At 72.3% G+C, this 24,988-nt stretch carries 26 protein-coding genes; 17 read left to right on the forward strand and 9 right to left on the reverse strand.

The features are described 5' to 3' along the window. Positions 1-3: 3 nt before the first annotated feature. Positions 4-777 (reverse strand): SDR family NAD(P)-dependent oxidoreductase, encoded by a 774-nt coding sequence (locus DEJ48_RS01455; protein ID WP_223831832.1) that lies wholly within the window; start codon positions 775-777, stop codon positions 4-6. Positions 778-1,013: 236 nt separating this feature from the next. Here DEJ48_RS01455 and DEJ48_RS01460 point away from each other — a divergent pair, with 236 nt between their 5' ends. Both DEJ48_RS01460 and DEJ48_RS01465 read left to right on the forward strand, forming a co-directional pair. Then, on the forward strand, positions 1,014-1,595 hold the full coding sequence (locus DEJ48_RS01460; protein WP_150213710.1) for a snapalysin family zinc-dependent metalloprotease: 582 nt from the start codon (positions 1,014-1,016) through the stop codon (positions 1,593-1,595). Between the two features lie 25 nt (positions 1,596-1,620). Continuing rightward, positions 1,621-3,054, forward strand: a complete 1,434-nt coding sequence (locus DEJ48_RS01465; protein WP_150220878.1) for a HEAT repeat domain-containing protein — start codon at positions 1,621-1,623, stop codon at positions 3,052-3,054. On the opposite strand, the gene DEJ48_RS01470 is transcribed toward DEJ48_RS01465, so the two are convergent. Next, positions 3,041-3,655 carry an isochorismatase family protein gene (locus DEJ48_RS01470; protein WP_223831833.1) on the reverse strand — a complete coding sequence of 205 codons (615 nt, stop codon included), beginning with the start codon at positions 3,653-3,655 and terminating at the stop codon, positions 3,041-3,043. The two genes, DEJ48_RS01465 and DEJ48_RS01470, sit on opposite strands and share 14 nt — an antisense overlap. Positions 3,656-3,709: 54 nt before the next feature. Between DEJ48_RS01470 and DEJ48_RS01475 the strand changes: the two genes are divergently transcribed. Beyond that, positions 3,710-3,997: a DUF1232 domain-containing protein gene (locus DEJ48_RS01475; protein ID WP_150213712.1), complete on the forward strand. Its 288-nt coding sequence runs from the start codon at positions 3,710-3,712 to the stop codon at positions 3,995-3,997. Here the strand turns inward: DEJ48_RS01475 and DEJ48_RS01480 are convergent. From DEJ48_RS01480 to DEJ48_RS01490, 3 genes are all read right to left on the reverse strand, one after another. Then, on the reverse strand, positions 3,962-4,675 hold the full coding sequence (locus DEJ48_RS01480) for a DUF2470 domain-containing protein (protein ID WP_150213714.1): 714 nt from the start codon (positions 4,673-4,675) through the stop codon (positions 3,962-3,964). The genes DEJ48_RS01475 and DEJ48_RS01480 overlap by 36 nt on opposite strands. A gap of 129 nt (positions 4,676-4,804) precedes the next feature. Beyond that, on the reverse strand, positions 4,805-5,461 hold the full coding sequence (locus DEJ48_RS01485) for an MBL fold metallo-hydrolase (RefSeq protein ID WP_150213715.1): 657 nt from the start codon (positions 5,459-5,461) through the stop codon (positions 4,805-4,807). Next, a complete protein-coding gene (locus DEJ48_RS01490; protein WP_150213717.1) occupies positions 5,461-6,546 on the reverse strand; it encodes an S-(hydroxymethyl)mycothiol dehydrogenase in 1,086 nt (361 codons plus the stop codon). The genes DEJ48_RS01485 and DEJ48_RS01490 overlap by 1 nt, the downstream gene beginning before the upstream one ends. Before the next feature lie 143 nt (positions 6,547-6,689). Here DEJ48_RS01490 and DEJ48_RS01495 point away from each other — a divergent pair, with 143 nt between their 5' ends. Beyond that, entirely contained in the window at positions 6,690-7,547 is an 858-nt protein-coding gene (locus tag DEJ48_RS01495; protein ID WP_150213719.1) for an ABC transporter permease, read from the forward strand. A gap of 141 nt (positions 7,548-7,688) precedes the next feature. Here DEJ48_RS01495 and DEJ48_RS01500 read toward each other — a convergent pair whose 3' ends face one another. Then, a complete protein-coding gene (locus DEJ48_RS01500; protein WP_150213721.1) occupies positions 7,689-7,868 on the reverse strand; it encodes a hypothetical protein in 180 nt (59 codons plus the stop codon). 98 nt (positions 7,869-7,966) lie between these two features. On the opposite strand from DEJ48_RS01500, the gene DEJ48_RS01505 reads away from it, so the two are divergent. The 3 genes from DEJ48_RS01505 (at position 7,967) to DEJ48_RS01515 (ending at position 10,872) form a co-directional block, all read left to right on the forward strand. Then, entirely contained in the window at positions 7,967-8,458 is a 492-nt protein-coding gene (locus tag DEJ48_RS01505) for a glutathione peroxidase (protein ID WP_150213723.1), read from the forward strand. Positions 8,459-8,601: 143 nt separating this feature from the next. Next, positions 8,602-9,801 carry a D-alanyl-D-alanine carboxypeptidase family protein gene (locus DEJ48_RS01510; RefSeq protein ID WP_150213725.1) on the forward strand — a complete coding sequence of 400 codons (1,200 nt, stop codon included), beginning with the start codon at positions 8,602-8,604 and terminating at the stop codon, positions 9,799-9,801. 57 nt (positions 9,802-9,858) lie between these two features. Continuing rightward, positions 9,859-10,872, forward strand: coding sequence for a Gfo/Idh/MocA family protein (locus DEJ48_RS01515; RefSeq protein WP_150213727.1), 1,014 nt, complete (start codon positions 9,859-9,861; stop codon positions 10,870-10,872). Between the two features lie 48 nt (positions 10,873-10,920). Here DEJ48_RS01515 and DEJ48_RS01520 read toward each other — a convergent pair whose 3' ends face one another. Continuing rightward, entirely contained in the window at positions 10,921-11,334 is a 414-nt protein-coding gene (locus tag DEJ48_RS01520; RefSeq protein ID WP_150213729.1) for an SsgA family sporulation/cell division regulator, read from the reverse strand. A gap of 253 nt (positions 11,335-11,587) precedes the next feature. On the opposite strand from DEJ48_RS01520, the gene DEJ48_RS01525 reads away from it, so the two are divergent. The 5 genes from DEJ48_RS01525 to DEJ48_RS01545 all read left to right on the forward strand — a co-directional run bounded on the left by DEJ48_RS01525 (position 11,588) and on the right by DEJ48_RS01545 (position 17,308). Beyond that, the gene (locus DEJ48_RS01525) at positions 11,588-13,327 is read left to right on the forward strand and encodes a sigma factor (protein WP_150213731.1); all 1,740 of its coding nucleotides are present in this window, start codon (positions 11,588-11,590) and stop codon (positions 13,325-13,327) included. Between the two features lie 106 nt (positions 13,328-13,433). Beyond that, entirely contained in the window at positions 13,434-14,978 is a 1,545-nt protein-coding gene (locus DEJ48_RS01530) for an ATP-dependent DNA ligase (RefSeq protein ID WP_150213733.1), read from the forward strand. 96 nt (positions 14,979-15,074) lie between these two features. Beyond that, positions 15,075-15,473, forward strand: coding sequence for a hypothetical protein (locus DEJ48_RS01535; RefSeq protein ID WP_150213735.1), 399 nt, complete (start codon positions 15,075-15,077; stop codon positions 15,471-15,473). A gap of 85 nt (positions 15,474-15,558) precedes the next feature. After that, on the forward strand, positions 15,559-16,044 hold the full coding sequence (locus DEJ48_RS01540; protein WP_150175229.1) for a cation:proton antiporter regulatory subunit: 486 nt from the start codon (positions 15,559-15,561) through the stop codon (positions 16,042-16,044). Positions 16,045-16,048: 4 nt separating this feature from the next. Then, positions 16,049-17,308: a cation:proton antiporter gene (locus DEJ48_RS01545; RefSeq protein WP_150213736.1), complete on the forward strand. Its 1,260-nt coding sequence runs from the start codon at positions 16,049-16,051 to the stop codon at positions 17,306-17,308. Between the two features lie 97 nt (positions 17,309-17,405). On the opposite strand, the gene DEJ48_RS01550 is transcribed toward DEJ48_RS01545, so the two are convergent. Next, on the reverse strand, positions 17,406-18,245 hold the full coding sequence (locus tag DEJ48_RS01550; protein WP_150213738.1) for an alpha/beta fold hydrolase: 840 nt from the start codon (positions 18,243-18,245) through the stop codon (positions 17,406-17,408). Between the two features lie 272 nt (positions 18,246-18,517). Between DEJ48_RS01550 and DEJ48_RS01555 the strand changes: the two genes are divergently transcribed. The 4 genes from DEJ48_RS01555 (at position 18,518) to DEJ48_RS01570 (ending at position 23,112) form a co-directional block, all read left to right on the forward strand. Further along, positions 18,518-19,246: a hypothetical protein gene (locus DEJ48_RS01555; protein WP_150213740.1), complete on the forward strand. Its 729-nt coding sequence runs from the start codon at positions 18,518-18,520 to the stop codon at positions 19,244-19,246. A gap of 83 nt (positions 19,247-19,329) precedes the next feature. Next, positions 19,330-19,923: a sigma-70 family RNA polymerase sigma factor gene (locus DEJ48_RS01560; RefSeq protein ID WP_150213742.1), complete on the forward strand. Its 594-nt coding sequence runs from the start codon at positions 19,330-19,332 to the stop codon at positions 19,921-19,923. 120 nt (positions 19,924-20,043) lie between these two features. Next, on the forward strand, positions 20,044-21,576 hold the full coding sequence (locus DEJ48_RS01565) for an MFS transporter (protein ID WP_411757412.1): 1,533 nt from the start codon (positions 20,044-20,046) through the stop codon (positions 21,574-21,576). Between the two features lie 12 nt (positions 21,577-21,588). Continuing rightward, positions 21,589-23,112, forward strand: a complete 1,524-nt coding sequence (locus tag DEJ48_RS01570) for an MFS transporter (RefSeq protein ID WP_150213746.1) — start codon at positions 21,589-21,591, stop codon at positions 23,110-23,112. Between the two features lie 131 nt (positions 23,113-23,243). Here DEJ48_RS01570 and DEJ48_RS01575 read toward each other — a convergent pair whose 3' ends face one another. Continuing rightward, complete coding sequence (locus DEJ48_RS01575) at positions 23,244-23,717, reverse strand: GNAT family N-acetyltransferase (protein ID WP_150213748.1); 474 nt, start codon at positions 23,715-23,717, stop codon at positions 23,244-23,246. 318 nt (positions 23,718-24,035) lie between these two features. On the opposite strand from DEJ48_RS01575, the gene hemC reads away from it, so the two are divergent. Continuing rightward, entirely contained in the window at positions 24,036-24,971 is a 936-nt protein-coding gene (gene hemC, locus DEJ48_RS01580; RefSeq protein WP_150213750.1) for a hydroxymethylbilane synthase, read from the forward strand. Positions 24,972-24,988: the final 17 nt, after the last annotated feature.

The raw sequence follows: 24,988 nt of genomic DNA on the forward strand, positions 1-24,988 counted from the left end.
GGCTCAGTTGGACGTCAGCCCGCCGTCCACGGCGAGGGCGGTCCCCGTGGAGAACGACGCGCGGTCGCTGCACAGCCACAGGGCCGCCTGGGCGATTTCGACCGGGTCCGCCATGCGCTTCTGCATCTGGCGGGCGACGAAGGCGTGCTCGAGCTCCGGGTGCGCCTCGACCGCCTGGCTGATCATTTCCGTCCGCGTGGTGCCGACGACCAGCGTGTTGATGCGGATGTCGTGCGCGGCGTACTCGGCCGCGGCGGCCCTGGTCATGCCGAGCACCGCGTGCTTCGCAGCGACGTAGGGCACGGGTGCCCCGGTGGCCACCATGGCCGCCGTGCTCGCGGTGTTGACGATCGCGCCCTTGCCCGCTTCGAGCATGACGGGGATCTGTGAGCGCAGGCAGTTCCAGGTGCCGCGGACGTTGACGTCCATCGTCCGCTCGAAGACGTCCTGGTCGAGCTCGTGCAGCGGCAGCATCTGCGAGCCCGCGTAGCCCGCGTTGTTGAAGGCCGCGTCCAGGGCGCCGAAGTGTTCGCGCGTCGCGTCGACGGCGCGCCGCACGTCCTCGGCGCTCGCGACGTCTCCGGCGCTGACCGCCGCTCGGCCTCCCGATTCGTTGATCTCCTGGGCGAGTTGCTTCAGTGTGTCCTCGCGGCGGGCCATCAGCAGGACCGCGGCCCCCTCGGCGGCGAAGAGCCGTGCGGCGGCCTCGCCGATCCCGCTCGAAGCCCCCGTGATCATGACGGCCTTGCCGGCCAGCATTCCATTCGTGTCGGTCATTCCGTGAGTAAAGCCCGTGCGGGGCCGGTTCACACCCCTCGAAGATCATGAGATGCCCCACAGCCACCACCGCCGGGTCAAGGACGCGCTCCCACAGCCGCACTCGGTGTGGCTGGATATGGTGCGGACCTCCCCCCAACCCATGGCCAGAGGCAACACAGCTCGCACTTGACGATGTACTGTCACGCGCGAGCGAGCATCGTCAGCGAGCCCCCCACGCACCCGAAAGGACAACGATGCAGCACTTCAGACGCCTCGTCATAGCCATCGCGACTACAGCGGCCGCCCTCACCGCGGCACCCGCGGCGAACGCCGTGTCCACCCCGGACACGGTTGCGGCCAAGCGCACCACCGCCGTGGTGACACTTCGCTACGACGACAGCCAGGCCAGGGGCTGGGAGACGGCGATCGCCGCCGGAGTCGCCTCGTGGAACACCAACGTGGACAACGTCAAGCTGGCCAAGGCCCAGCCCGGCACCCGGGCCGAGATCCAGATCGTGGCCACCAGCGGCTGGCCGCAGGCGACGATCGGCCCGGTCAGGCCGGGCGGTCGCGGACGCGTCGAACTGGGCAGCCAGGCCGTCAGCCAGGGGTACGACAAGACGCGCATCGCCGCCCATGAGATCGGCCACAACCTGGGGCTGCCCGACACCAAGCCGGGCCCGTGCTCCCAGTTGATGTCGGGCTCCACCGGAGGCGTCAGCTGCAAGAACGCCTTGCCGAACGCGGCCGAGCAGGCCCGCGTCGAGTCCTACTACGCCAACGGCGTCGCCTCACACGTACCGGCCGTCGGCCACCTGGTGGTTGACGCGCCGTAGCCACCCGAAAATCCCCTGCGTGTCGATGCCCGGCCGTGACACCCTCGGCCGGGCATCCGCGACGGGGGATACGGAGTACGGACTGGTGGAAGTCAACGGCGGACCGGGGGTGCGGCTTCTCGCGGCGGTGCGGGCCGGGGATGTCGAGAGGGTGCGGGACCTGCTCGGCGAAGGGGCGGATCCGGACGCCGTGGACGAGGACGGGCTGCCCGCGTTGTGCGTCGCGGTCGCGGCCCACGACGCGCCGGTCGCCCGAGCCCTCATGGAGGGCGGCGCCACTGCGGACCGTGTGCTGCCCGACGGGACGACGCCTCTGTGGCGGGCGGTCGACGCTGGCTCGCACGCGGTCTTCGAGGCCGTGCTCGGCCCGGAGGCCTCGCTGCGGCTCCCGGAAGCGTCTTGCGCGGCGCTGATCGCGCTGGCCTCGGACTGGTACCGGACGGGCGTCACCGAGGTCTTGCGGCGCAGGACCGGTGCGACGGGGCCCGTCACCACGGTCCGGGTCGAGGACGACGGGTACGACTGGGTGGACGAGGTCTCGCTCGGCGGGCTCATCGTGCGGGCCGGGCACGGCGCCATCCTGAGCACCCTCGAAGCGGCCTGCCGCGTTCCGACCCTTGTCGACGAACTGATCGCCCGTGCCGTGCGGCAGCCGGACGAGGAGCACGTCGACTGGTCGGCGGTCCGCTGGCTCCTCGTCCGGCGACGTGACGACGCGTCCTGGTCGGCCGTCGTCGCCCACCGCCACCACCCGGACCCGGTGCACCGCAGGTTCGTCGCCGACTATCTGCGAACGCGCTCGTTCTGCGACGTCGACCACCCGCAGTACGGGAAGCGCGAGACCGAGGTCCTCGCCGCCTGGTCCGCCGAGGAGACGGACAGCGGCGTTCTCGCCAAGGTGCTGGGCGCGTTCACGGAGTACGAGCATCCCGCCCTGGAGGCCGCGGGGCTGCGCCACGCCGGACATCCGGATCCGCGCGTGCGACGCGAGGTGCCGTACGCGTTCCTGACGAACGGTGGTCCGCATTCCCCGGCAGGCCGGGAGGCGCTGCTCGCCCTCGTCTGCGACCCGGACACGGAAGTGCGGCTCAGGGCCTGCTGGGTGAGCGGGGGCGATGAGACGCTCCGCCCCGACGTCACCCGGGCGCTGCTCCCCATGACCGAGGACACGGACCCCGCCGTGCGCCGCCGGGCGACCGAGATCCTGGCCGCTTCCCCGGACCGCACACCGGCCGTCGCGGACGCGCTGACGGCGATGCTGGACGCGGACGACCAGCTCGTCCGCCTGGAGGCCGCGTGGGGTCTCGCCCGCCGCGACGATCCGCGCACCGAGGAGGCGTACGAACGTGTGGGTCCCCTAGGCCCGGGGTTCGAGCACGACCACCGGGCCGGTGAGCTCCTGCACTTCAAGTGGCGCAAGCAGGACGCCGAGGCCGCGGCCTCCGCTACGGCTTCGTGAAGACCACGTCTGCCGCCCGCGCCACGATCTCGACCTCGTCGCCGAGCGTCCACTCGGCGACACGCGAGACCGTCGCCGCGGGCACCACGTCGCTGATGCCCTCGGCGGCCGGGATGTCATAGGTCGCGTGGGCGTCGTGCGGGAGGACCACGCGGAAGCCGAGCTCCAGCGCGGTGCTCGCCGTCGCCCTGACGCACATCTCCGACATCACGCCGCAGACGGCGAGTTCCCGCACGCCGGCGTCCTTCAGCAGCGATTCGAGCGGGGTCTCTTCGAAGCCGTCGTCGACGGTCTTGCGCAGGACGACCTCGCCCCGGTCCGTGTCCGCGGGCAGGTGGAGCTGCCAGCCGGGGGTGCCCGTCTCGTCGGAGGTGCCCGGCTCGCCGTCGTTCTGCAGCTGGACGACGAACGCGCCGTTGTCGCGCGCCCGGTCCAATAGACCCCGCACGCGGTCCAGGAGGCGTTCCGCGTCGGGCACGGCGCCGTCACCTGCGGCGAACGCGCTCTGCATGTCGACGATGATCAGTGCTTGGACGGGCGCGACCGCTTCGGTGGGGGCGTGGGGCGGTGTGGGGTGCGTGGGCTTCGGCTGGTTCGTCACCCCGTCATCATCCCTACGAGACGTCAGACCTCAACTTGATTAACGTACGGGGGTATGAGCACGGACCTGACCGTCCTTCTCGTTGTCGCCGCCGTCCTGGTCGCCGCGACCCTCGCCGTCGCGGTCGCCCTGCTCGTACGCCTCGTCCGGACCCGCCGCGCGCTGCGCAGAGCCGGTCTGCCCGTCGAGCGGCAGTGGGTGTTCTGGGCCGCCGTCGCCTACCTCGTGCTGCCGGCCGACCTGGTGCCCGACCCCGTCTATCTCGACGACATCGGGGTGCTGCTGCTGGCACTGCGGTCGATGCGGTCAGCCTCCGACGGGCCGCCCGCGCCGCGTGGTTGAGAGGCGGGCCTTCATGAGGAGGGCATGCATGCACTCCGTCACCTGTGTGACGTCCTCGACGAGCTGGTGGAACGGGAGGCGTACGTCGGCCTGGCCGCGGGCGCGTTCGAGACGCAGGGAGATCCCGTGCCGGTCGATGGCGAGCGGGCGGACCCGCACCACTCCTTGCAGGCTGTCGGGGCTGATGAGGCGGGTGAGCTGCTCGACGGCCTCCGGGTGGGCGTCGGCGAGGTGCGTGAGCAGGCGCGACTCCGCCTCGGCCAGCGGATCCGGGACGGTCAGGGCGAATTCGTCGAGCTCCACGCCCTGACGCTCCCCGGTGGAGTCGTGCAGCACGGCGCACGTCGGCTCGAAGACCAGGTGCTCACCGTCGTACCCCAGCGTTCCGGAGAGCCAGAGCCGCGCGCGGATGCGGTCCCGCAGCGGCACCGGCGAGACGTCGGCGAACTCGACCAGGGTGGACGGTTCGCCGCGCGGCGCGCAGATGACGGCGGCGGCGAGCGCGCTGTCCTCGGGCGGTGACAGCAGGATCCTGCCGTCCTCGGTCACGGTGTGCGCGCCCACGAGTTCGTCCCTGCCGATCTCCGTGGTCACCGCGCAGGACCACGCGGTGGCGAGCACTGAACGAGCGCGTGCCGCCGCTGTGGGCACGGTCGTGCTGCTGTGACGGACACCCATCCTCAACCTCCATTAGGTAAGCCTTGCCTAACTTATCGAAGATTCCTGAACAGGGCCAGTACGCGTCTTGGCCCCGCGCGGCGAACCGCGCGGGGCCAAGAGACGTACGTACAGAAGAGGAACCAGAGGTCAGTGGCCCCGGGCGATCCACTCCTCCAGATGGGGCGCTTCCGCGCCGACCGTCGTGCTGTCACCGTGCCCAGTGCGCACCACCGTCGCGGGCGGCAGCGTCAGGATCCGCTCCTTGATGGACTCCACGATCGTCGGGAAGTCACTGAACGAACGGCCCGTGGCGCCCGGGCCGCCGGCGAACAGCGTGTCGCCGGTGAAGACCGTGCCGAGGGCGGGCGCGTGCAGGCTGACCGCGCCGTGGCAGTGGCCCGGCGTGTGCAGCACCTTCAGGACCGCTCCCGCGACGGCCAGTTCCTGTCCGTCGGAGAGCTCGCCGTCCGGGGCGCGGTCAGGGTGCGTCTGCTTCCACAGCTCCGTGTCCGCCGGGTGCAGCAGGATCGGCGCACCCGTGCGGGCGGCGAGCGCCGGGGCCGCGTCGATGTGGTCGTCGTGGGCGTGCGTGCAGATGATCGCGACCAGCCGCCGTTCCCCCACGGCGGCCGCGATCGCGTCCGCGTCGTGCGCGGCGTCGATGACGACGCACTCACTGTCGTCGCCCACGATCCACACGTTGTTGTCGACGTCCCAGGTGCCGCCGTCCAGGGAGAAGGTCCCCGACGTGACGATGTGGTCGATGCGCACGCCGGACGCGTCGCGCTCGGTCTCGGCCGCCATCAGAACATCACCACCGAACGGAGGACGTCACCGTGGTGCATGCGCTCGAAGGCCTTCTCCACGCCTTCCAGGGCGATCGTCTCCGTGACGAACGCGTCCAGGTCCAGGCGCCCCTGCCGGTACAGGTCGATGAGCATCGGGAAGTCGCGGGACGGCAGGCAGTCGCCGTACCAGCTCGACTTGAGGGCGCCGCCGCGCCCGAACACGTCGAGCAGCGGCAGCTCGATCTTCATCTCCGGGGTCGGGACGCCGACCAGGACGACCGTGCCGGCCAGGTCGCGGGCGTAGAACGCCTGCTCGTACGTCTCCGGGCGGCCGACCGCCTCGATGACGACGTCGGCTCCGTTGCCGCCGGTCAGCTCGCGGATCGCCTCGACGGGGTCGGCGGAGCGGGAGTTGACGGTGTGCGTGGCGCCGAGGCCCTTCGCGGTCTCCAGCTTCTTGTCGTCGATGTCCACGGCGATGATCCGCGCGGCTCCCGCGAGGCGGGCGCCCACGACCGCGGCATTGCCGACGCCGCCGCAGCCGATGACCGCGACCGAGTCGCCGCGGCCCACGTCACCGGTGTTGATGGCGGCGCCGATGCCCGCCATCACGCCGCAGCCGAGGAGTCCGGCCGCGGCGGGCGAGGCCTCCGGGTCGACCTTGGTGCACTGCCCGGCGGCGACGAGGGTCTTCTCGGCGAAGGCCCCGATGCCCAGCGCGGGCGACAGCTCCGTGCCGTCGGTCAGGGTCATCTTCTGCTTCGCGTTGTGCGTGTCGAAGCAGTACTGGGGGCGGCCGCGCCGACACGCCCGGCACTGCCCGCACACCGCGCGCCAGTTCAGGATCACGAAGTCGCCGACCGCGACCTCGGAGACGCCCTCGCCGACCGACTCGACGACGCCCGCGGCCTCGTGTCCGAGCAGGAACGGGAAGTCGTCGTTGATGCCGCCCTCGCGGTAGTGCAGGTCGGTGTGGCAGACCCCGCACGCCTGGATCTTCACGACGGCCTCTCCCGGCCCCGGATCCGGGACGATGATCGTCTCGATCCGTACCGGCTCGCCCTTCGCGCGTGCGATCACGCCCTGCACCTGCTGCGCCATGACTACAGCCCTTCTCTGTCCACTCGTCTTACTCCCACATCGTTACAGGTCGAGCGCTTCGACACAGCACTCCCTCCGCCCCTTTCGGAGACCACAGGGCACCGATTCCGTGGACCACGCGTCCCGCGATCTAGGGTGTGTCCGTGCGCACCCTCGCCGCCCAGACCCTGCTGCCGGTCAACACGGCGCTCGCCGTCTCCCTGCTCGTGCTGCTGCTGGCCGCCGCGACGGCGGCAGCCGTCTTCCGGCTCGCCCCGGACGGCTCGCACGGCCGGGCGCGGGAGATCGTGATCGCGGGCGTCCGCGCAACCGCGCAGCTGGCGGCCGCGTCCCTCGTCATCGCCTGGGTCGTGCACCACACGGCCGCCCTCTACGCCTTCCTCCTCCTCATGTTCGCGGTGGCCACCCGCACGGCAGGCCGGCGCGTCACGACGAACTCCACCTGGTGGTGGGCGGCCCTGCCCGTCGCGGGACCCGTCGTCCCGATCGTCGCCGGACTCACCCTCGCGGGCCTGCTCCCGGTGCGGGGCGTCGCCATGATCCCCGTGACCGGCATCCTCATCGGCGGCGCGCTCACCGCGACGGTCCTCGCGGGCCGCCGCGCGCTCGACGAACTGCACACGCGGTACGGCGAGTTCGAGGCCGGCATCGCCCTCGGCCTGCCCGACCACGACGCACGCATCGAGGTGATCCGCCCCGCCGCGTCGGACGCGCTGCTGCCCGGCCTCGACCAGACCCGCACGGTGGGCCTGGTCACCCTGCCCGGCGCGTTCGTCGGCATGCTCCTGGGCGGCGCGTCCCCGGCGATGGCCGGGGCGGTGCAGCTCTTCGTGCTCATCGCCCTGATGGCGGTCCAGGCGATCGCGGTGGCACTGACGGTGGAACTGGTCGCGCACGGCCGCCTGCACAGAACGCCCCCTACGCCCCCTGCTCCCTCCACTCCCTCTGCTCCCTCTGGTCCCTCCGCTCCTTCGCGAGGAAGCCCGCCGCAGCCGCGGTGATCCGCCGCGCCCTGCGCGACGCGTCCGAGGCGCGGTCCCGGTCGTCCACTCCCCCGGCATCGGCACCGATATCGGCCTCCGGCTCCGCGCGGCGCCGCACGCTCTTGCTCTTGCTCTTGCTGAGCCGCACGGTTCGGCGGCTCATGAACGCCGCCCCTTCCGCAGGCCCTTCCTCAGGCCTTTCCGCAGGCACACGAACGCCGGAACCACACTGTCCGCGTCGGCGTCGTGCAGCAGATGCCGCATCTCGGCCGCCTCACCGTCCCGCATGCGCCGTTCCCGCTCCTCGTCCGTGAGGTCCAGTTCTGCGACGGTCGCCACGTCTCCCCCTCAGGCCGTACCCGAATACGTACTCCCCCCAGGATTCGTGGCTCCGGGGGCCGGGGATTGGGCGGAAGCCGGAGCGTATGCTCCGGATCATGTCTGTCTACGAAGCGGTGGAAATCGAAAACCTGCAGGGCGGCCCCGCCGACCTGCGTCAGTACGAGGGCAAGGCCGTGCTGGTCGTCAACGTGGCGTCCAAGTGCGGGCTCACCCCGCAGTACGCGGGCCTGGAGCGCCTCCACGAGCAGTACGCGGCGCGTGGCTTCAGCGTGCTCGGTGTGCCCTGCAATCAGTTCATGGGCCAGGAGCCCGGCACGTCGGACGAGATCGCCGAATTCTGCTCGGCGACGTACGGCGTGACCTTCCCGATGACGGAGAAGGTCGACGTCAACGGCGAGAACCGGCACCCGCTGTACGCGCGGCTCGTCGACACGGCGGACGCGGAGGGGCACACCGGCGACATCAGGTGGAACTTCGAGAAGTTCCTCGTCGATCCGTCCGGCAACGTCGTGGCCCGCTTCTCGCCGCAGACCGAACCCGACGCCCCCGAGCTCGTCGGCGCCATCGAGAAGCACCTGCCCGCCTGACGCCTCGTGAGCGGCCGCGCAAGTGATGTGACGGGGTGACACCTCCGGGCGGAGGGGGTCCCTCACCTCCGCCCGGAGCAGCGATACCTCCTACCGGGCCAAGCCGATCTGCGGACTCCGGGCGGCGCTCATACGGTGGCTGAATGGTCATCAGGTACCTTTCGCGCCCCTCCTCCTTCCGCACCGTGGCTCTCGCCCTCGGTGCTCTGGTCCTCCTGTCCTCACCTGCCGCCGCCACCGAGGCTCCGGCCGAACCCGCGCCGCCGCGGCCCGTCCCCGCGTACTCGTCGGCCCTCCTCGACCGGCCGGGCACCCAGGTCCGGCTCGGCCCCGGCGCCCCCGCCGCCCCCGCCGGTGTGTCCGCGCTCGCCTGGGTGGTGGCCGACGCCCACACGGGCGAGGTGCTCGGCGCGCGGAACGCGCACCGCAAGCTGCCGCCCGCCTCGACGCTCAAGTCGCTCTTCGCCCTGGCGACGCTCCCCCGCCTCGACGCCGACACGCGGCACGTGGTCGCGCAGCACGAGCTCGACCGGGTCGGCGAGGGCAGCAGCATGGTGGGGGTCGCGGAAGGGCGCGCCTACCGGGTCGCCGACCTGTGGCGGGGCGTGTTCCTCAGCTCGGGGAACGACGCCGTCCATGTCCTGGCGGGGCTCAACGGCGGTCTGCGCAAGACCGTTCAGGAGATGCGCGCCAAGGCCCGCGAGCTGGGCGCGCGCGACACCCATGTCGTGTCGCCCGACGGCTATGACGCCGACGGACAGGTCTCGTCGGCGTACGACCTCGCGGTCTTCGGCAGGGCCGGGCTCGCGGACCCGGAGTTCGCCCGGTACTGCTCGACCCGGGTCGCCCAGTTCCCCGCGGGCGGCTGGTCGTACCCCATCCAGAACACCAACCGGCTGCTGACCGGCGCCGACGGCGTGACGGCCTACCCGGGGCTCCTCGGCGTCAAGAACGGCTACACCAGCCATGCGGGCTCGACCCTCATCAGCGCGGCCCAGCGCGGCGGGCGCACGCTCGTCGTGACGGTGATGAACCCGCAGACGGGTGGTGGCCGGGCCGTGTACGAGGAGGCGCGGTCGCTGCTCGACTGGGGGTTCGCGGCGGCCGGGAAGGTGCAGCCGGTGGGCTCGCTGGTGCCGCCGGAGGAGAGCCGCCCGGCTCCCAGCCCCGCGCACGCGGGCGGGCAGACCGACCTGGCCGTGCAGCCCGACGACTCCGAATGGCCGGCGGTGCTGCTGGTCGCCGCGGGCTCGGCCGTCATCCTGGCGGGCTGCGTCATGGCCGTCCGGCGGCGGAGGGCTACGGTGGCCCGACGCAGGGACGCACGACGCGTCATCGAATGAGGCGTGCACCCGGTCGCTCGGGCGGTTGGCGGGCACGGGATGCGGGGAGGTCGTCCGGTGAGTGAGCTGCTGGGGGTGGCCGTGCTGGGGGCGGGCCACATGGGCGCCGACCACGTGCGGCGGATCGGTGGGACGGTGGGCGGGGCCCGCGTGGTGGCGGTCGCGGACCCCGACACGGCGCGGGCCGAGGCGGCGGTGGCGGGGCGCGCGGGGGTGTCCGTCCACCGGGAGGCGCAGGACGCGCTGCGTGCGCCGGGGGTGGAGGCGGTCCTGGTGGCCTCGCCGGAGGCCGCGCACGAGGAGGCCCTGCTCGCGGCCTGCGCGCTGGGTCTCCCGGTCCTCTGCGAGAAGCCGCTGACCCCCGATTCCGCGTCGGCCCTGAGGGTGGTGGAGGCAGAGGCACGCCTCGGGCGCAGGCTGATCCAGGTGGGGTTCATGCGCCGGTACGACACGGAGTACGCGGCGCTGAAATCGCTCCTCGACTCCGGGGACCTGGGCCGCCCCCTGCTGCTGCACTGCCGCCACCGGAACGTGTCGTCGCCCGCCCATTTCACGTCGTCGATGCTGATCAGCAGCTCCGTCTCCCATGAGATCGACGCGACGCGGTGGCTGCTGGGGCAGGAGATCACGGCGGTGACGGTGGTACGGCCGAGGCCGTCGGCGGGCGCGCCCCAGGGCCTGCTCGATCCGCAGCTGGTGCTCTTCGAGACGTCCGGGGGCGCGGTCGTCGACGTGGAGATCTTCGTCAACAGCGGATTCGGCTACGAGGTGCGGTGCGAGGCGGTCTGCGAACGGGGCAGCGCCCAGATCGGGGACGCGCACACGATGGTCGTCAGGACGCCGGGCCGCGCGTACGAGGACGTGGCCCAGGACTACCTGGTGCGGTTCGCCGACGCGTACGACCGGGAGGTACGGGCATGGGTGGCCGCCGCCCGCGAGGGCGGGGTCACGGGGCCGAGCGCGTGGGACGGGTACGCGGCGGCTGCCGTCGCCGAGGCGGGGGTCACCGCGCTGCGGACCGGGGCGCGTGCGGACGTGGAGCTGGCCGAGCGGCCCGCGCTGTACGGCTGAGGAGTCGCCGACTTTCCAGGCTTTCGATCCAGCAGATCGCCGCTCTTCTCAGACACCGCCGAGCAGGCGCGAGAGTCCCTGGTCGAGGTCCAGGCCCTCCCCCTCGCCGCCCGCGGGCACGACGGCGTACGACCGCACCAGGAACCTGCGCAGCACCATCTTGTCGAACTGCACCAGGGCCAGCCCTTGGTGCGAGTGGAACTCGAGGACCGTCCGGGCCCGCCCGCACGGCCAGATGTGCACGTCACCGCTGCCCGCCGGCGCACTCATCCCCTCCTCCAGGAGCTGCCTGGCGAAGATCCACGTGACCTCCGCACCGTCGAGCGAAGCCTGCGAAGGGAAGATCATCTGGATGGCCAGGGGGTCCTCCGCCGAGTAGCGCAGGACGACGGGCAGAGCGCGTTCGCGACCCTCGGGGGTGATGAGACGGGCACGTGCGGGCTGTTCGAGGGTGACGGCCATGAGCGGGGCTCCACTTCTGGTGTTTCTGGCGCTCTGTATCTCGGTGTCTCGGTGCTGTGCTGCGACTGCGGAGGTTCTGCGGTTGCGGGGACTCCTGTGCCCTTATGACCCCCTAAGCGGGGGCGTTATTACGCCAATCTGTCGAGATTCCCATGTGACCTACGCCACTCGACTTCCCTTACTCGGACATTAGTGACCTAGAGTTGCGAACTCGTCCGAACCCCCCGCAGTGGGAACGGGAGAGTGTCCTGCCATGACCGACGTCCCTGCCGACGTCCCCTCGGGCATATCCGCGGAGCCTGCCGTCACGCCCGCCCGGGTGCCCACCACAGGCGATTACACGCGTGTCTTCGAGGCACATCAGTCACGCCTGTTGGCGTACGCGCGCTCGCTCACCGGCAACGCCTGGCTCGCGGACGATCTCGTCGCGGAGGCGCACTTCCGGGTGTGGCGGCGGCTGTCCGCCGGGCACGAGATCGAGAACGTACCCGCGTATCTGATGACGACCGTGCGACATCTGGCGGCGACGGTCGGCCGTGGCGCCGCGGGCCGGGAGACACCGCGCGACCCGCAGGCACCGGAGTCCCTCCGCGCGATGGGTGTGGAGGACTCCCCCTTCGGCGGGAACGGCACGGAACCGGATCCTGCCGTGCGCGTCTCTTCCGTCGACCTGCTGACCCGCGTCCTCGGGCAGCTGCCCGAACGGTGGGTGCAGGCGCTGTGGCTCGCGGAGGCCGAGGGGCAGCCGCTCGACACGATCGGCCGACGCATCGGCGCCGGGCGAGGTGCGACGGCCGTACTGCTGCACCGGGCGCGCGAGGGCATGCGTCAGGCGTTCCTCCGCGCGCACCCGGGAACCCCGGAGAACCCCTCGTGCGAGGGCCACTGGGACCGCATGCCCGCTCACGTCCGGGGCGAGGCGTCACCGCGCCAGTCGGAGCGGCTCCTGTCCCACCTGGCCGGATGCACGGACTGCCGCGCCCGCCTCGCCCTGCTGACCCGCGCGAACGACCGCCTCCCGGCGCTCACGGGCCCCGCTCTTCTGATCTTCGTCCTCGGCGGTTCGGGGAAGTTCCTCGTTCCGATGGTGGCTGTGGGCGCGGGGGCCGGGTCGGGGTCCGGCGCGGGGGCCGGGCCTGCGGTTCACGGAGGCGCCAGTGCGCTGCGACACGGGGTACGGCACGTCCTCACCGGCGGCGGGAAGCTGTCGGTCGCGGCATCCGGAGCGATCGGAGTGACCGTGGCGGGGGTCGTGGTCGCGGCGGGTCTGGCCCTGACCGGCGGAACGAGCCAGTCGGCGGCGCCGGAACCCCAGGCCGCGCCGGCGGAGACCGCCCTGCCTCATCGGCCGGCCCCGCCGTGGCAGGCAGCGCCGGAGGGGAAGGGCGAGGAAACGTCGGGCGAGTCGGGTGGTGGGGGCGATGCGGGCGGCTCGCGCGGCACGGGTGAGTCAGACGGCTCGCGCGATGCAGACGCGTCGGACGGTTCGCGCGATGCGGGTGCGGCGGACGGCTCACGCGATGCGGGTGCGGCGGACGGTTTGGGCGATACGGGTGAGTCGGAAGGTTCTCATCAGGCGGACGGCTCGGACCGCACCCGTGATTCGGCCGGCTCGGACGCCTCTGCCGACCGGCAGGAGACGCAGGACCCGTCCTCGCCTCCCCGCACGACAGCCGACCAGTCGGCGGGTCCGGGCCAGCCCCGGCCCCAGACCCCCGACCGCCCCGCACCCACCCGCCCCGCACCGGACGGCGAAGCGACCCCCACCCCACAGGAGCCGATCACTCCCCGGCCCACGCCCCCTCCAGTCCCACCCACACCCACGCCAACGCCGACACCGACACATCCACCCCTGCCGACCCCCACCCCCACTCCCACCCCCACCGAACCCCGGCCGCCAGTGGACCCCACACCCGTAGACCCCCACCCCAGCGACCCGGACTCCGTCTGCGAGCCCTGGATCGGCCCGATCCACATCTGCCACCGGCCCTGATCCGCCGCGGTCGACCGCCCGAGGCGCGGAACGAACACACCCGCACCGCCCCGGCACGCCCCCGCCCGCCCATGCGCCCCGCCCGCCCCCGATGCAGGATGGCCTCATGCTGCTCGCCCGGCTCGCTCACGTGTCCAAGGAAGTGGCCGCCACCTCGGCGCGGTCCCGGAAGATCGCGCTGCTCGCCGAGTTGTTCCGGACCGCCGAGCCGGACGACGTGCCGATCGCCATTCCCTACCTGTCGGGACGGCTGCCCCAGGGGCGGCTCGGAATCGGGTGGAGCACGCTCAAGCACGCGGTGCCGCCCGCCGACGAGCCGACGCTGACGGTGCGTGGTGTGGACGAGGCGCTCACCACGATCGGGGCGGTGGCCGGTGCCGGGTCGCAGGGGGAACGCAAACGGCTCGTCGGTGAGTTGATGGGTGCGGCGACCGAGGACGAACAGCGGTTCCTGATCGGGCTGCTGACCGGCGAGGTCCGACAGGGCGCTCTGGACGCGGTCGCGGTGGAGGGCCTCGCCGTGGCCACGGAGATCCCGGCGGACGCGGTGCGGCGCGCGGTGATGCTCGCCGGGTCCGTGAGCCCCGTGGCCCAGGCGTTGCTGGCGGACGGCGCGGAGGCTCTGGACGAGTTCCGGCTGACCGTGGGCCGGCCGATCCTGCCGATGCTCGCCCACAGCGCCGGTTCCGTCGCGGAGGGCATCGACAAGTTGGGGGCGTGTGCGGTCGAGGAGAAGCTGGACGGCATCCGCGTACAGGTCCACAGGGACGGGGACGACGTCCGCGTCTACACCCGCACCCTGGACGACATCACCGACCGCCTGCCCGAGCTGACCGCCGCCGCGCTCGGTCTGGACGGCTCGCACTTCATCCTGGACGGCGAGGTCATCGCGCTGGGCGCGGACGGGCGGCCCCGGCCGTTCCAGGAGATCGCGGGGCGCGTCGGGTCCCGCGTCGACGTGTCGGCGGCAGCGGCGGAGCTGCCTCTCTCCCCCGTCTTCTTCGACGCCCTGTCCGTGGCGGGGCGCGACCTGCTCGACCTGCCGTTCGGCGAGCGCCACGCCGAACTGGCGGCGCTGGTGCCCGAGCCCATGCGGGTGCGGCGCACGCTCGTCACCGACCCGGACGACGAGCGGCAGCGCGCCGAGGCCCAGGAGTTCTTCGAGGCGACGCTGGGGCGCGGCCATGAGGGGGTCGTACTGAAGGGGCTCGACGCTTCCTACAGCGCGGGGCGCCGGGGCGCGTCCTGGCTGAAGCTCAAGCCCGTGCACACCCTGGACCTGGTGGTGCTCGCCGCCGAATGGGGGCACGGCCGCCGCACCGGCAAGCTGTCCAACCTGCATCTGGGCGCGCGGCAGCCCGACGGCACGTTCGCCATGCTGGGCAAGACCTTCAAGGGCATGACGGACGCGATGCTCGCCTGGCAGACCGAGCATCTGCAGGGGCTGGCGGTCGAGGAGAACGGGTACGTGGTGAAGGTGCGCCCCGAACTCGTCGTGGAGATCGCGTACGACGGACTCCAGAAGTCCACGCGCTACCCGGCGGGCGTCACGCTCCGGTTCGCCAGGGTCCTGCGCTACCGCGAGGACAAGTCCCCGGAGGAGGCGGACACCGTGGAGACGGTGCTGCGGAACGGCCCCGCCGGGGCGTGACGGGCATGCCCAACGGCTGGGCGTGACCGGCGGATCAGACCGGCGTAACGGGTGTAACGGGCGTAACTCGTGATCTTGTGCCGCGTTGTCTCACGCATGCACACCATCAGCAGCACCCTCACCAAGAAGTTCGCCGCGGTCGTCGCCGCCTTCGCCACCGCGCTCGGCTGCCTCATCGCCACCGGGCCCTCGGCCGTCGCCGACGGCAAGTGGTGCAACCACTCGGTCTGCATCGAGACGTACGACTCCGGCACCTACCTGGGCCGTGTCGAGGTGTCGGTCACCAACACCAACCAGCCGAACCGCATCAGCGCCCGCGTGTGGACCACGAACGGCTGGAGCGCCAACACGAAGGTGGAGGACGTCGCCAAGTTCAGGACCTACCGCGATCAGGCGTACCCCCAGCGGCACTTTCCCGAGGGCACCCGGCTCTGCGCGGAGGGCTTCCGCGGCGGGTCGAGCGTGGGGCTGCCCTGCGTGACCCTCACCGCCTGATCTCCCCGGGTGGATTTTGCCAATCCTTGGCCCCGATAGGGTGACGGGCCGGGGGAGATCCATCCATTACGCAAGGGGAGAAGCTGTGCCCGCCTCACGACTCAGCCGTACGCCGCTTCCTGGCATCGGCATCCGGTACGACCTCACGACCCGAGAACAGCAGCGCCTCTCGGTGATCGCGCACCGGGACGGAGCACGGACGCTGAGCGCCTACCGGTCCGACGACCCGGACGAGTGCGCGCTCTCGACGCGACTGAGCTCCGGTGAGGCCGACGCACTCATCGACGCCCTCATGCCCTCGCACCACAGCCCGACCCTCCTGCACACCACCGACCTGGGTCTGGTCGCCGAGCGCGTCCTGCTCTCGGCGACCTCCCACTGGAACGGCCGGCTCCTCGGCGAGACCCGGATGCGGACCGAGACGGGTGTGTCGATCGTGGCCGTGCTGCGGAGGGCCGACGCCATTCCGTCGCCCGCCCCCGACTTCCGCCTCGCGGGCGGGGACACCCTGATCGTCATCGGGACGCGCGAAGGCGTCGAGACCGCCGCGACGATACTCGGGCGGGAGTGACCGTATGCATTCCGCTGTCTTTCTGATCGAATTCGGCGCGATCATCCTCGCGCTCGGCCTGCTCGGCCGGTTCGCGGGTCGATTCCAGTTCTCGCCGATCCCGCTGTACCTGCTCGCCGGACTCGCGTTCGGCGAGGGCGGCCTGCTGCCGCTGGGCGCCAGCGAGGAGTTCGTCGCCATCGGCGCCGAGATCGGCGTCATTCTCCTGCTGCTGATGCTCGGCCTCGAATACACGGCCAACGACCTCGTCAGCAACCTCAAGACGCAGTACCCCGCCGGTCTGGTCGACTGCACCCTCAACGCGCTGCCCGGCGCCATCGCCGCGCTGCTCATGGGCTGGGGCCCGGTCGCCGCCGTCGTGCTCGCCGGTGTCACCTGGATCTCGTCGTCCGGTGTCATCGCCAAGGTCCTCGGCGACCTCGGCCGGCTCGGCAACCGCGAGACGCCCGTCATCCTGAGCGTCCTGGTCCTCGAAGACCTGGCGATGGCCGTCTATCTGCCCATCATCACCGCCCTGTTGGCAGGCGTCGGTCTCGCGGCCGGCAGCCTCACGCTCGCGATCGCGCTGGGCGCGGCCGGCATCGTGCTCTTCATCGCGGTGCGGTACGGACGGCTCATCTCGCGGTTCGTCTCCAGCGACGACCCGGAGAAGCTGCTCCTGGTGGTGCTTGGTCTGACCATCCTCGTCGCGGGGATCGCGCAGCAGCTCCAGGTGTCCGCGGCCGTCGGCGCGTTCCTGGTCGGCATCGCGCTGTCCGGCGAGGTCGCCGAGGGCGCGCACTCGCTGCTCGCGCCGCTGCGTGACCTCTTCGCTGCCGTCTTCTTCGTCTTCTTCGGGCTGCACACCGACCCGTCGAGCATCCCGCCGGTGCTGCTGCCCGCGCTCGCGCTCGCCGTCGTGACCGCCCTGACGAAGATCGCGACCGGTTACTGGGCGGCCCGCCGTGCGGGCGTCTCGGTCAAGGGCCGCTGGCGGGCGGGCGGCGCGCTGGTGGCGCGCGGCGAGTTCTCCATCGTCATCGCGGGACTCGCGGTCGCGGCGGGCATCGAGCCTTCGCTCGGCCCGCTGGCCACGGCTTACGTCCTGATCCTCGTGATCGTCGGCCCGCTGACCGCCCGTTACACGCAGCCCATCGCCGGTTACGTGGGTGGCGTGCTGGCGCGGCGTCGTGCGCCGGCCGCCGAGGCCGTGCAAGTGCCCGCCCCCCGCGACCCGGTCGAGGTCGAGGCCCTGGACGGGCGGGACGCGGGCGACCGGTCCTAGGGCCGGTACACGGGGACCGAGGTCGTCGTCGCGCCGGGCGGCACGCGGGAGGCAGGACTCCCCGTGCCGCCCGATGCGTCGGCCGACCGCCGCCGGATTACCGGCCGGCGCATCTGGGCCGGAAGGCCGCGTCGGCCGGCCCCTCGCGGTCCAGCGCGTTCAGCACCCACTGGGCGACGACCGGATCCTTCGTCGCCTGGTCGTGCATGAACGGGTCCAAGGGGCAGCGGTCCTGGAGGACCACGTTCGTGACGTACTCCTTCGGGCCGTTCAGGAGGGCGCTGGTGTACGGGATCACCACCTCGTCGTACCGCGTGGTGACCACGGTGTAGTCGGGCCCGGCCGGTGTCTCGGTCCCCTCGTTGAGCTTCGCGAGCAGCTCGGAGCCCGTCATCTGGTCGAGGCAGGCCGGGCAGGCGATGTCTCCGAGGGGCTTGGCCAGGGGGTTGGACGTGCCGTGGTTGGACGGCACGATGCCGACCAGGTCGTCGACCTTGTCCGCGCCGCCGAGGAATTTCACGTAGTAACGGGGCATCATGCCGCCCTGGCTGTGCCCGACGAGGTCGACCTTCGCCGCCCCCGTGGCGGCGCGGACGGCCTCGACGAAGTCCTTGAGCTCCTCGGCCGACCGCGGGACCGAAGCGGTCGCCAGCTTCCCGTAGTTGAACGCGAAGACGCAGTGACCCGCCCTCTTCAGCTTGGGCGAGAGCGCGGCCCAGTTCTCCGCCATCAGTTTGAACGTGCCGTTGACCAGGACGACGGGCTGCGGGTGCGCCGCGTCAGGCTTGCACGACCAGTCGTTGGCGCCGCGGGGCGGGATGTCCAGGACCGAGGCGGGCACGGAGGAGGCACGGGCCGGGGCGGCGAGGCCCACGCAGGCGAGGGCGAGGGCGGCCGCGGCGGTCAGCAGGGACCGGGCGGCGGGACGCAGGTGCATCGGATCATTCCCAACGTTGGATGACGTGTGGCGCATGGCGTGTGACGTGAGATGGATAGCGCGTGGCGCATGGACGAACGCAGTTCGACAATGTCGACCGCTGGACGTGATCATTTTCGGTGTCAACACACCCTGTCAAGGGGGTTACCGACCGGTACAGGCGCTTCCTGCGCGGAACAGATCGTTCCGATCGTTCGGCGGCATACGGGCAGTTCGGGCAGTTCGCGGACTCGCCTCCCACGAGCACACCCCGGCCTGGCACGATGCTCTCCATGACCACTGGGCCGGTGTTCCGCCTCGCACGAGCCGCGATGTTCGCGGCCGTCTGCGTGGTGGCGACGGCCTTCGGTCACGCGATCATGTCCGGTGCCCCGTTGCCCTGGTGGGCCGTGGGGTACGCGTTCGCCGCCACGGCCGCCGCCGCGTGGTGGCTGACGGGGCGTGAGCGCGGGGCGGTCGCGGTCATCGGCGCCACGGTCGCGGCGCAGCTGTGTCTGCACGAACTGTTCGGTCTGGCACAGCGGATGGCCGGCCCGTCGGGCGGGGGCGGGGCTCCGGCCCTCGCGCGGAGTCACCCCGACGACGGCCTGAACCACATGAACCATCCGATGCCGATGTCCGTGCCGTCGCCCGGTTCCTCCGGCGGCGGCTCGTCCGCCGCTTCGATGCACTCCGGCGCCATGCCCGACGAGGGCCTGTCCCACTGGATCATGTCCGTCTTCGGGCACAGCGGCTTCGGCATGTTCCTCGCCCACGTCGCCGCGGCGCTGATCTGTGCCCTGTGGCTCTGGCGCGGCGAGGCCGCCGTCTTCCGCACGGGACGTGCGCTCGCGGCAGCCGTGTTCGTGCCGCTGCGGTTCGTTCTCGCGGTCGTCGTCGCGGCCCTTCCCCCGACGCCGCCCCACGTCGGCACGCGCGTGCCCGTGCCGCGGCTGCGCGGGGTCCTTCTCCAGCACGTCGTATCGCGCAGAGGTCCGCCGGTCCTTCCGGTCTGTTCCTGAAACCGCCCGCGCCCCTCGGTGCCGGGCGGATCGTCGGCGTTCGCGCCGATTCCCGAACTCCCTTCACCGAAGGACCTTTTGCGATGACTCCTGCCCTTTTGCGGTCCCGGCCCGGCGTGGACCCGACCCGCGACGAGCTCACCACCCAGTGGGCGCTCGCGGCCCGCGACGGCGACGCCCAGGCGTTCGAGCAGTTCGTCCGGGCCACACGCCGCGACGTCTGGCGCTTCGTCGCCCACCTCAGCGGTGACCTGCACGGCGCGGACGACCTGACCCAGGAGACGTATCTCCGTGCCCTGACCGCACTGCCGGGCTTCGCCGCGCGGTCGAGCGCCCGCACCTGGCTGCTCTCCATCGCGCGGCGGGTGGTCGCCGACCGCTTCCGCTCGGCGGCGGCCCGGCCCCGGATCGCCGACACCGGCGACTGGCAGGCGGCCGCGGAACGGGCCCAGCCGAACGGCCTGCCCGGCTTCGACGAGGGCGTGGCGCTGCTCGACCTCCTGGAGACCCTCGACGCGCCGCGCCGCGAGGCGTTCGTCCTGACCCAGCTCGCCGGGCTTCCGTACGCGGACGCGGCGGACGCCGTCGGCTGCCCGATCGGCACGGTGCGTTCGCGCGTGGCGCGGGCCAGGGAACGGGTGAGCGAGCTGCTGCTCGCGGCGGACGACGCCGCGTAGCGGTACGCACCGCGGAGCCCGGGCACTCCCCCACCGCGGCCGGGGCCTTCGGAAAGGCCCCGGTCGCGGCCCCCGAGCAGGGCGTTTAGCGTGGTGCGGGGGTGTCTGGAGGTCGTCGCCATGGACCGTGAAGCCATGCCAGCGCCGGAACCCGCACCGGCGTCCGATCCCGCGCGTCGGGCCGGAGCGTCCGTGCCGCACACGGGAGGCGGGCGGCACGAGCATCGCTGGCTGATCCTCGCGGTGGTCGGCATCGCCCAGCTCATGGTGGTGCTCGACGCGACCATCGTGAACATCGCGCTGCCCTCGGCCCAGAAGGATCTGGGATTCTCCGACGGCAACCGCCAGTGGATCGTCACCGCGTACGCGCTCGCCTTCGGCTCCCTGCTGCTGCTCGGCGGGCGCATCGCCGACCTGGTGGGCCGCAAGGTCGTCTTCCTGGCCGGTCTCGCCGGGTTCGCGGTGGCGTCCGCGATCGGCGGCGCTGCGACGAGCTTCTCGATGCTGGTGGCGGCCCGCGCCCTGCAAGGCGTGTTCGGCGCGCTGCTCGCGCCCGCGGCGCTCTCTCTGCTGACGACCACGTTCACCGATCCGCGGGAGCGCGCCAAGGCGTTCGGCATCTACGGCGCGATCGCCGGAGCGGGCGGCGCGGTGGGGCTGCTGCTCGGCGGGGTGCTCACGGAGTATCTGAACTGGCGCTGGTGCCTGTACGTGAACCTCGCGTTCGCCCTGATCGCCATGGTCGGCGGCGCGCGGCTGCTGCACGCGGGCGCTCCCCCGGACCGCCCCAAGCTCGACGTGCCGGGCACGCTCCTGGTGTCGGCGGGCCTCTTCTGCATCGTGTACGGCTTCTCCAACGCCGAGACGCACGCCTGGAGCGATGTGCTGACCTGGGGGTTCCTTGTCGTCGGCGCGGTGCTGCTGGTGCTGTTCGCGTGGTGGCAGACCAAGGCCGCGCATCCGCTCCTGCCCCTGCGGGTCGTCCTCGACCGGGACCGCGGGGCGTCGTTCCTCGCGATGTTCATCTCGGGCGCCGGCATGTTCGGCGTGTTCCTGTTCCTCACGTACTACTTGCAGCAGATCCTGCAGTACACGCCCGTCAAGACCGGCCTGGCCTTCCTGCCCATGGTGGCGGTGATGGTGGTGGCCTCCGTGGTGACCACCAACAACCTGGTGCCCCGGGTGGGCGCGAAGCCGATCGTGCCGCTGGGCATGGGGCTCTCCGCGGCCGGTATGGCCTGGCTCACCGCCCTGGACGTGACCAGCGGTTACGCGGCGCACGTCCTGCCACCGCTGCTGGTCGCGGGACTCGGGCTCGGTCTCATCTTCGCGCCGGCGATGAGCATGGCGACGGCCGGCGTCGCGGCCCATGACGCGGGCGTCGCCTCGGCGATGGTCAACACCAGTCAACAGGTGGGCGGTTCGATCGGCACGGCCCTGCTGAACACGCTCGCCACCACGGCCGCCTCCAACTACCTGGTCGGCAAGAAGCCGAGCCCGGAGGTGCAGGCGCAGGCGGCGATGCAGTCGTACTCGACCGCGTACTGGTGGTCGGCCCTCTTCTTCGCGATCGGCCTGGTCGTTACGGTGATCCTGTACCGCAGAGGGGCGCCGGCACCGACACCGACGGACGGCGGCGCGGTCCACATGTAGGGCGGTGGGGCGATGGGTTCGGGCCCGGACACGGAGCAGGCCGGGGGCGGGGTCGCCCTCGCCTCGGCGCGCGGCCGCTGGGTGCTGATGTGCGCGGTGCTCGCGTCGGGCATGGCACTGCTCGACGGCACGGTGGTGAACGTCGCCCTTCCGACGCTCGGCAAGGACCTCGACGCGTCCCTCTCGGCGCTGCAATGGGTCGTCAACGCCTACATGCTCACGCTCTCCGCGCTGCTGCTGCTCGGCGGGGCGCTCGGCGACCGCATCGGGCGGCGCCGCACGCTCGTCATCGGCGTGGTGTGGTTCGCGCTGGCCTCCGCGCTGTGCGGGCTCGCGCAGGACGCCGGGACACTCATCGCGGCCCGCGCGCTCCAGGGCGTCGGCGGTGCGTTGCTGACGCCCGGTTCGCTGGCGCTGGTCCGCGCCTCCTACCGACCGGACGACCAGGCCCGCGCGGTGGGCGCGTGGTCGGGGCTCGGCGGGGTGGCCGGGGCGGTCGGGCCGTTCCTCGGCGGCTGGCTCATCGACGGGCCCGGCTGGCGGTGGATCTTCCTGATCAACGTGCCGCTGGCCGCGCTGGTCCTGTTCGCGGTGCGGCACGTGCCGGAGAGCCGCGACGAGACGGCGGCACAGCAGCCGTTCGACGTGCCCGGCGCGTGCCTCGCCGCGCTGTTCCTCGCGGGCGTCAGCTTCGCGCTGATCGGGGCGTCCGGGGACACATCGGCGGCCGGAGTGATCCTCCCGGCGGTGCTGGGTCTCGCGGCCGGCGCGGCCTTCGTCCTGGTCGAACACCGCGGCAGGAACCCGATGCTTCCTCTCGAACTGTTCCGCTCGCGCCTGTTCAGCGCGGCGAACGTGATGACGCTCTGCCTGTACGCGGCCATCGGCGGCATCCTGTTCATGCTGCCCGTGCAGTTGCAGACGACGCTCGGCTACGACGCGCTGCGCGCGGGCACGGCGACGCTTCCGATCACCGTCCTGATGCTGCTCCTGTCCGCGTCCGCGGGCGACCTCGCCCGGCGCCTCGGCCCGCGCCTGCCGCTCGTCGCCGGGCCGCTGGTGGCGGCCGCGGGGGTGCTCCTGATGCTGCGGGTGCGGCCCGGCGCGGGGTACGTCACCGAAGTCCTGCCCGCGGTGGTGGTCCTCGGCCTCGGCATGAGCCTCTTCGTGGCACCGCTCACGGCGACGGTGCTGGCCTCCGTCGACGCGAGCCGCGCGGGGCTCGCCAGCGGCGTCAACAACACGGCGGCGCGCATCGCCCAGCTGCTCGTCGTCGCCGGGCTGCCGCTCGCGGTCGGCCTGTCCGGCACGGCGTACGCGGATCCGGACGCGCTGAACGCGTCCTTCGGCAAGGCGGCGGTGGGCTGCGCGGCGCTGTTCGTCCTCGCGGCGGCCGCCGCCGCGGTGTTCGTCCGGCCCGGCCGGACGGCGGCCTGGGACGGCGAACCCGGCGAGCACGGCAGCGAGCCGCAGTGCAGGACGTGCTGCGGGGTGCAGGCGCCACCGCTGGAGCCCGGCGGACGTACCGGCGAGTGATGGCCCGGGGCGCCCTCGATACCTGGTGGCGCAGGGGACGTTACGTACAACTCCCGCCGGCTGTTGCAGACAGACATCAGCTCCAGGTTGAGCAAGCTCACCTCGGGGCCGGCACGCTGTGGGGGCGGCGGCTACCGCGCTGCCTCCCGTACGAACAACGTCACCGACACGCTCGCCTCGAAGCCGTTGCTCCGCATCAGCGCCGCCGACGCGGTGTTGCGGGACTCGACGTCGGTGACGACGGCCCTCGCGCCCGCCTCCGTGAGCGTCGCGCAGCAGGCCTTCACGAGGCGGCTCGCGATGCCCTGCCCCTGGTACTCGGGGGCGCTCGCGATCCACTCCAGGTTGCCCCAGTCGGTGCGCTGGTCGAAGCCCATCGAGCCGAGGACGTACCCGGCGAGGTCGTTCCCGGCGAGCGCGACCCAGCACGCGGACGCGTCGCCGTCCATGTGCCGGGCGATCGCCGAGAGGGACCAGGAGGTGTACGGCTTGACCGAGGTGTCGTAGACGCGGCGGCCCAGCGCGAGCACGTCGGCCAGATGGGTGGCCCGCATCGGTTCGAGGACGATCTCCGTCTCGCGCGCCGGCGCGGCGGGGCTGGTCATGGGGCCTCCCAGGGGCGGTGCGGCGCCGGGGCCGCGGCTGCGTGCACCTCACGCTATGAGGCGGCGGGGCCGCACGCATGCCCCGAGGGCCGCGCGAGTGGCTGTCGTGTGGCTGTCGTGGGGATTGCGCGAGCGGCTGCCGGGGGCTGCCCCAGTACCCGCCGGGGCGCCTCGGCTGCGACGAACGAAACGCCGACCCCGACGCGCCGGGCCGACGCCCGACCCGCCTCCGCCACCCCAACTCGCCCAATCCTGCGCCCCTTTGATCAGTTGGACGCGTGTCCGAGGCACCCCTCGGGAGCCCTTATCGTGGACGGCATGTCCGTTCCTGAGCTCATCCGCATCGTCTCCCGCTCCTCCCCCATGGCCCTCGCCCAGGTGGAGCGCGTCCGTACCGAACTCGCCGCACTGCACCCCGGCATCCGTACCGAGGTCGTGCCGGTCACCACCTCGGGGGACCGCTGGATGGGCGATCTCGCGGCGCTCGGCGGCAAGGGAGCGTTCACCAAGGAGGTCGACGCGGCGCTGCTCGCCGGCGAGGCGGATCTCGCGGTGCACTGCGTGAAGGACGTACCCGCTGACCGGCCGCTCCCCGCCGGCACCACGTTCGCCGCGTTCCTCAAGCGGGACGACATCAGGGACGCGCTCATCCACCCGGACGGTCTCACCCTCGACGAGCTGCCCGCCGGCACCCGCATCGGCACGTCGTCGGTGCGCCGCGTGGCGCAACTCGCGGCCTCGCACCCGGAGTTGCAGTGCGTGCCGATGCGCGGCAACGCCGGACGCCGCCTGGCGAAGCTCGCGGCCGGTGACGCCGACGCGCTGCTGCTCGCCCAGTCGGGCCTCGACCGCATCGGCCGCCCCGAGCTGGCCAGCGAGATCCTGTCGGTGGAGACGATGTGCCCGCCGATCGGCGCGGGCATCCTCGCCCTGCAGTGCCGCGAGGACGACACCGCGACCATCGACGCCGTGTCGGACCTGGGCGACAAGGACGCCTGGCGGGAGGCGACCGCGGAGCGCATGTTCCTGCACGTCCTGCAGGGGCACTGCAACTCGCCGATCGCCGGGTTCGCCCGTTCGGAGCGGGGCGGCGACCTGTCGCTGCGCGCCTGCGTGTTCACGCCCGACGGCAAGACGGTGCTGAACGCCCACGAGTGGGCGGGCCCGCTCGACCCGGCGACGCTCGGCACGTCCGTCGCCGTGGCGCTGCTCCGGCAGGGGGCGCGCGAGCTGATCGACGGCATCGCCCACTGAGTGTGACCGCGTCTCTC

It is taken from the genome of Streptomyces venezuelae (assembly GCF_008642315.1).
Classification (GTDB): domain Bacteria; phylum Actinomycetota; class Actinomycetes; order Streptomycetales; family Streptomycetaceae; genus Streptomyces; species Streptomyces venezuelae_D.

Bases quoted from the DNA above. Each gene is read 5' to 3' on its own strand.
- DEJ48_RS01455 (WP_223831832.1), bottom strand. From the start codon at position 777: ATGACCGACACGAATGGAATGCTGGCCGGCAAGGCCGTCATGATCACG.
- DEJ48_RS01460 (WP_150213710.1), top strand. From the start codon at position 1,014: ATGCAGCACTTCAGACGCCTCGTCATAGCCATCGCGACTACAGCGGCC.
- DEJ48_RS01465 (WP_150220878.1), top strand. From the start codon at position 1,621: ATGCCCGGCCGTGACACCCTCGGCCGGGCATCCGCGACGGGGGATACG.
- DEJ48_RS01475 (WP_150213712.1), top strand. From the start codon at position 3,710: ATGAGCACGGACCTGACCGTCCTTCTCGTTGTCGCCGCCGTCCTGGTC.
- DEJ48_RS01480 (WP_150213714.1), bottom strand. From the start codon at position 4,675: ATGGGTGTCCGTCACAGCAGCACGACCGTGCCCACAGCGGCGGCACGC.
- DEJ48_RS01485 (WP_150213715.1), bottom strand. From the start codon at position 5,461: ATGGCGGCCGAGACCGAGCGCGACGCGTCCGGCGTGCGCATCGACCAC.
- DEJ48_RS01490 (WP_150213717.1), bottom strand. From the start codon at position 6,546: ATGGCGCAGCAGGTGCAGGGCGTGATCGCACGCGCGAAGGGCGAGCCG.
- DEJ48_RS01505 (WP_150213723.1), top strand. From the start codon at position 7,967: ATGTCTGTCTACGAAGCGGTGGAAATCGAAAACCTGCAGGGCGGCCCC.
- DEJ48_RS01510 (WP_150213725.1), top strand. From the start codon at position 8,602: ATGGTCATCAGGTACCTTTCGCGCCCCTCCTCCTTCCGCACCGTGGCT.
- DEJ48_RS01520 (WP_150213729.1), bottom strand. From the start codon at position 11,334: ATGGCCGTCACCCTCGAACAGCCCGCACGTGCCCGTCTCATCACCCCC.
- DEJ48_RS01525 (WP_150213731.1), top strand. From the start codon at position 11,588: ATGACCGACGTCCCTGCCGACGTCCCCTCGGGCATATCCGCGGAGCCT.
- DEJ48_RS01530 (WP_150213733.1), top strand. From the start codon at position 13,434: ATGCTGCTCGCCCGGCTCGCTCACGTGTCCAAGGAAGTGGCCGCCACC.
- DEJ48_RS01535 (WP_150213735.1), top strand. From the start codon at position 15,075: ATGCACACCATCAGCAGCACCCTCACCAAGAAGTTCGCCGCGGTCGTC.
- DEJ48_RS01545 (WP_150213736.1), top strand. From the start codon at position 16,049: ATGCATTCCGCTGTCTTTCTGATCGAATTCGGCGCGATCATCCTCGCG.
- DEJ48_RS01550 (WP_150213738.1), bottom strand. From the start codon at position 18,245: ATGCACCTGCGTCCCGCCGCCCGGTCCCTGCTGACCGCCGCGGCCGCC.
- DEJ48_RS01555 (WP_150213740.1), top strand. From the start codon at position 18,518: ATGACCACTGGGCCGGTGTTCCGCCTCGCACGAGCCGCGATGTTCGCG.
- DEJ48_RS01560 (WP_150213742.1), top strand. From the start codon at position 19,330: ATGACTCCTGCCCTTTTGCGGTCCCGGCCCGGCGTGGACCCGACCCGC.
- DEJ48_RS01565 (WP_411757412.1), top strand. From the start codon at position 20,044: ATGGACCGTGAAGCCATGCCAGCGCCGGAACCCGCACCGGCGTCCGAT.
- DEJ48_RS01570 (WP_150213746.1), top strand. From the start codon at position 21,589: ATGGGTTCGGGCCCGGACACGGAGCAGGCCGGGGGCGGGGTCGCCCTC.
- DEJ48_RS01575 (WP_150213748.1), bottom strand. From the start codon at position 23,717: ATGACCAGCCCCGCCGCGCCGGCGCGCGAGACGGAGATCGTCCTCGAA.
- hemC (WP_150213750.1), top strand. From the start codon at position 24,036: ATGTCCGTTCCTGAGCTCATCCGCATCGTCTCCCGCTCCTCCCCCATG.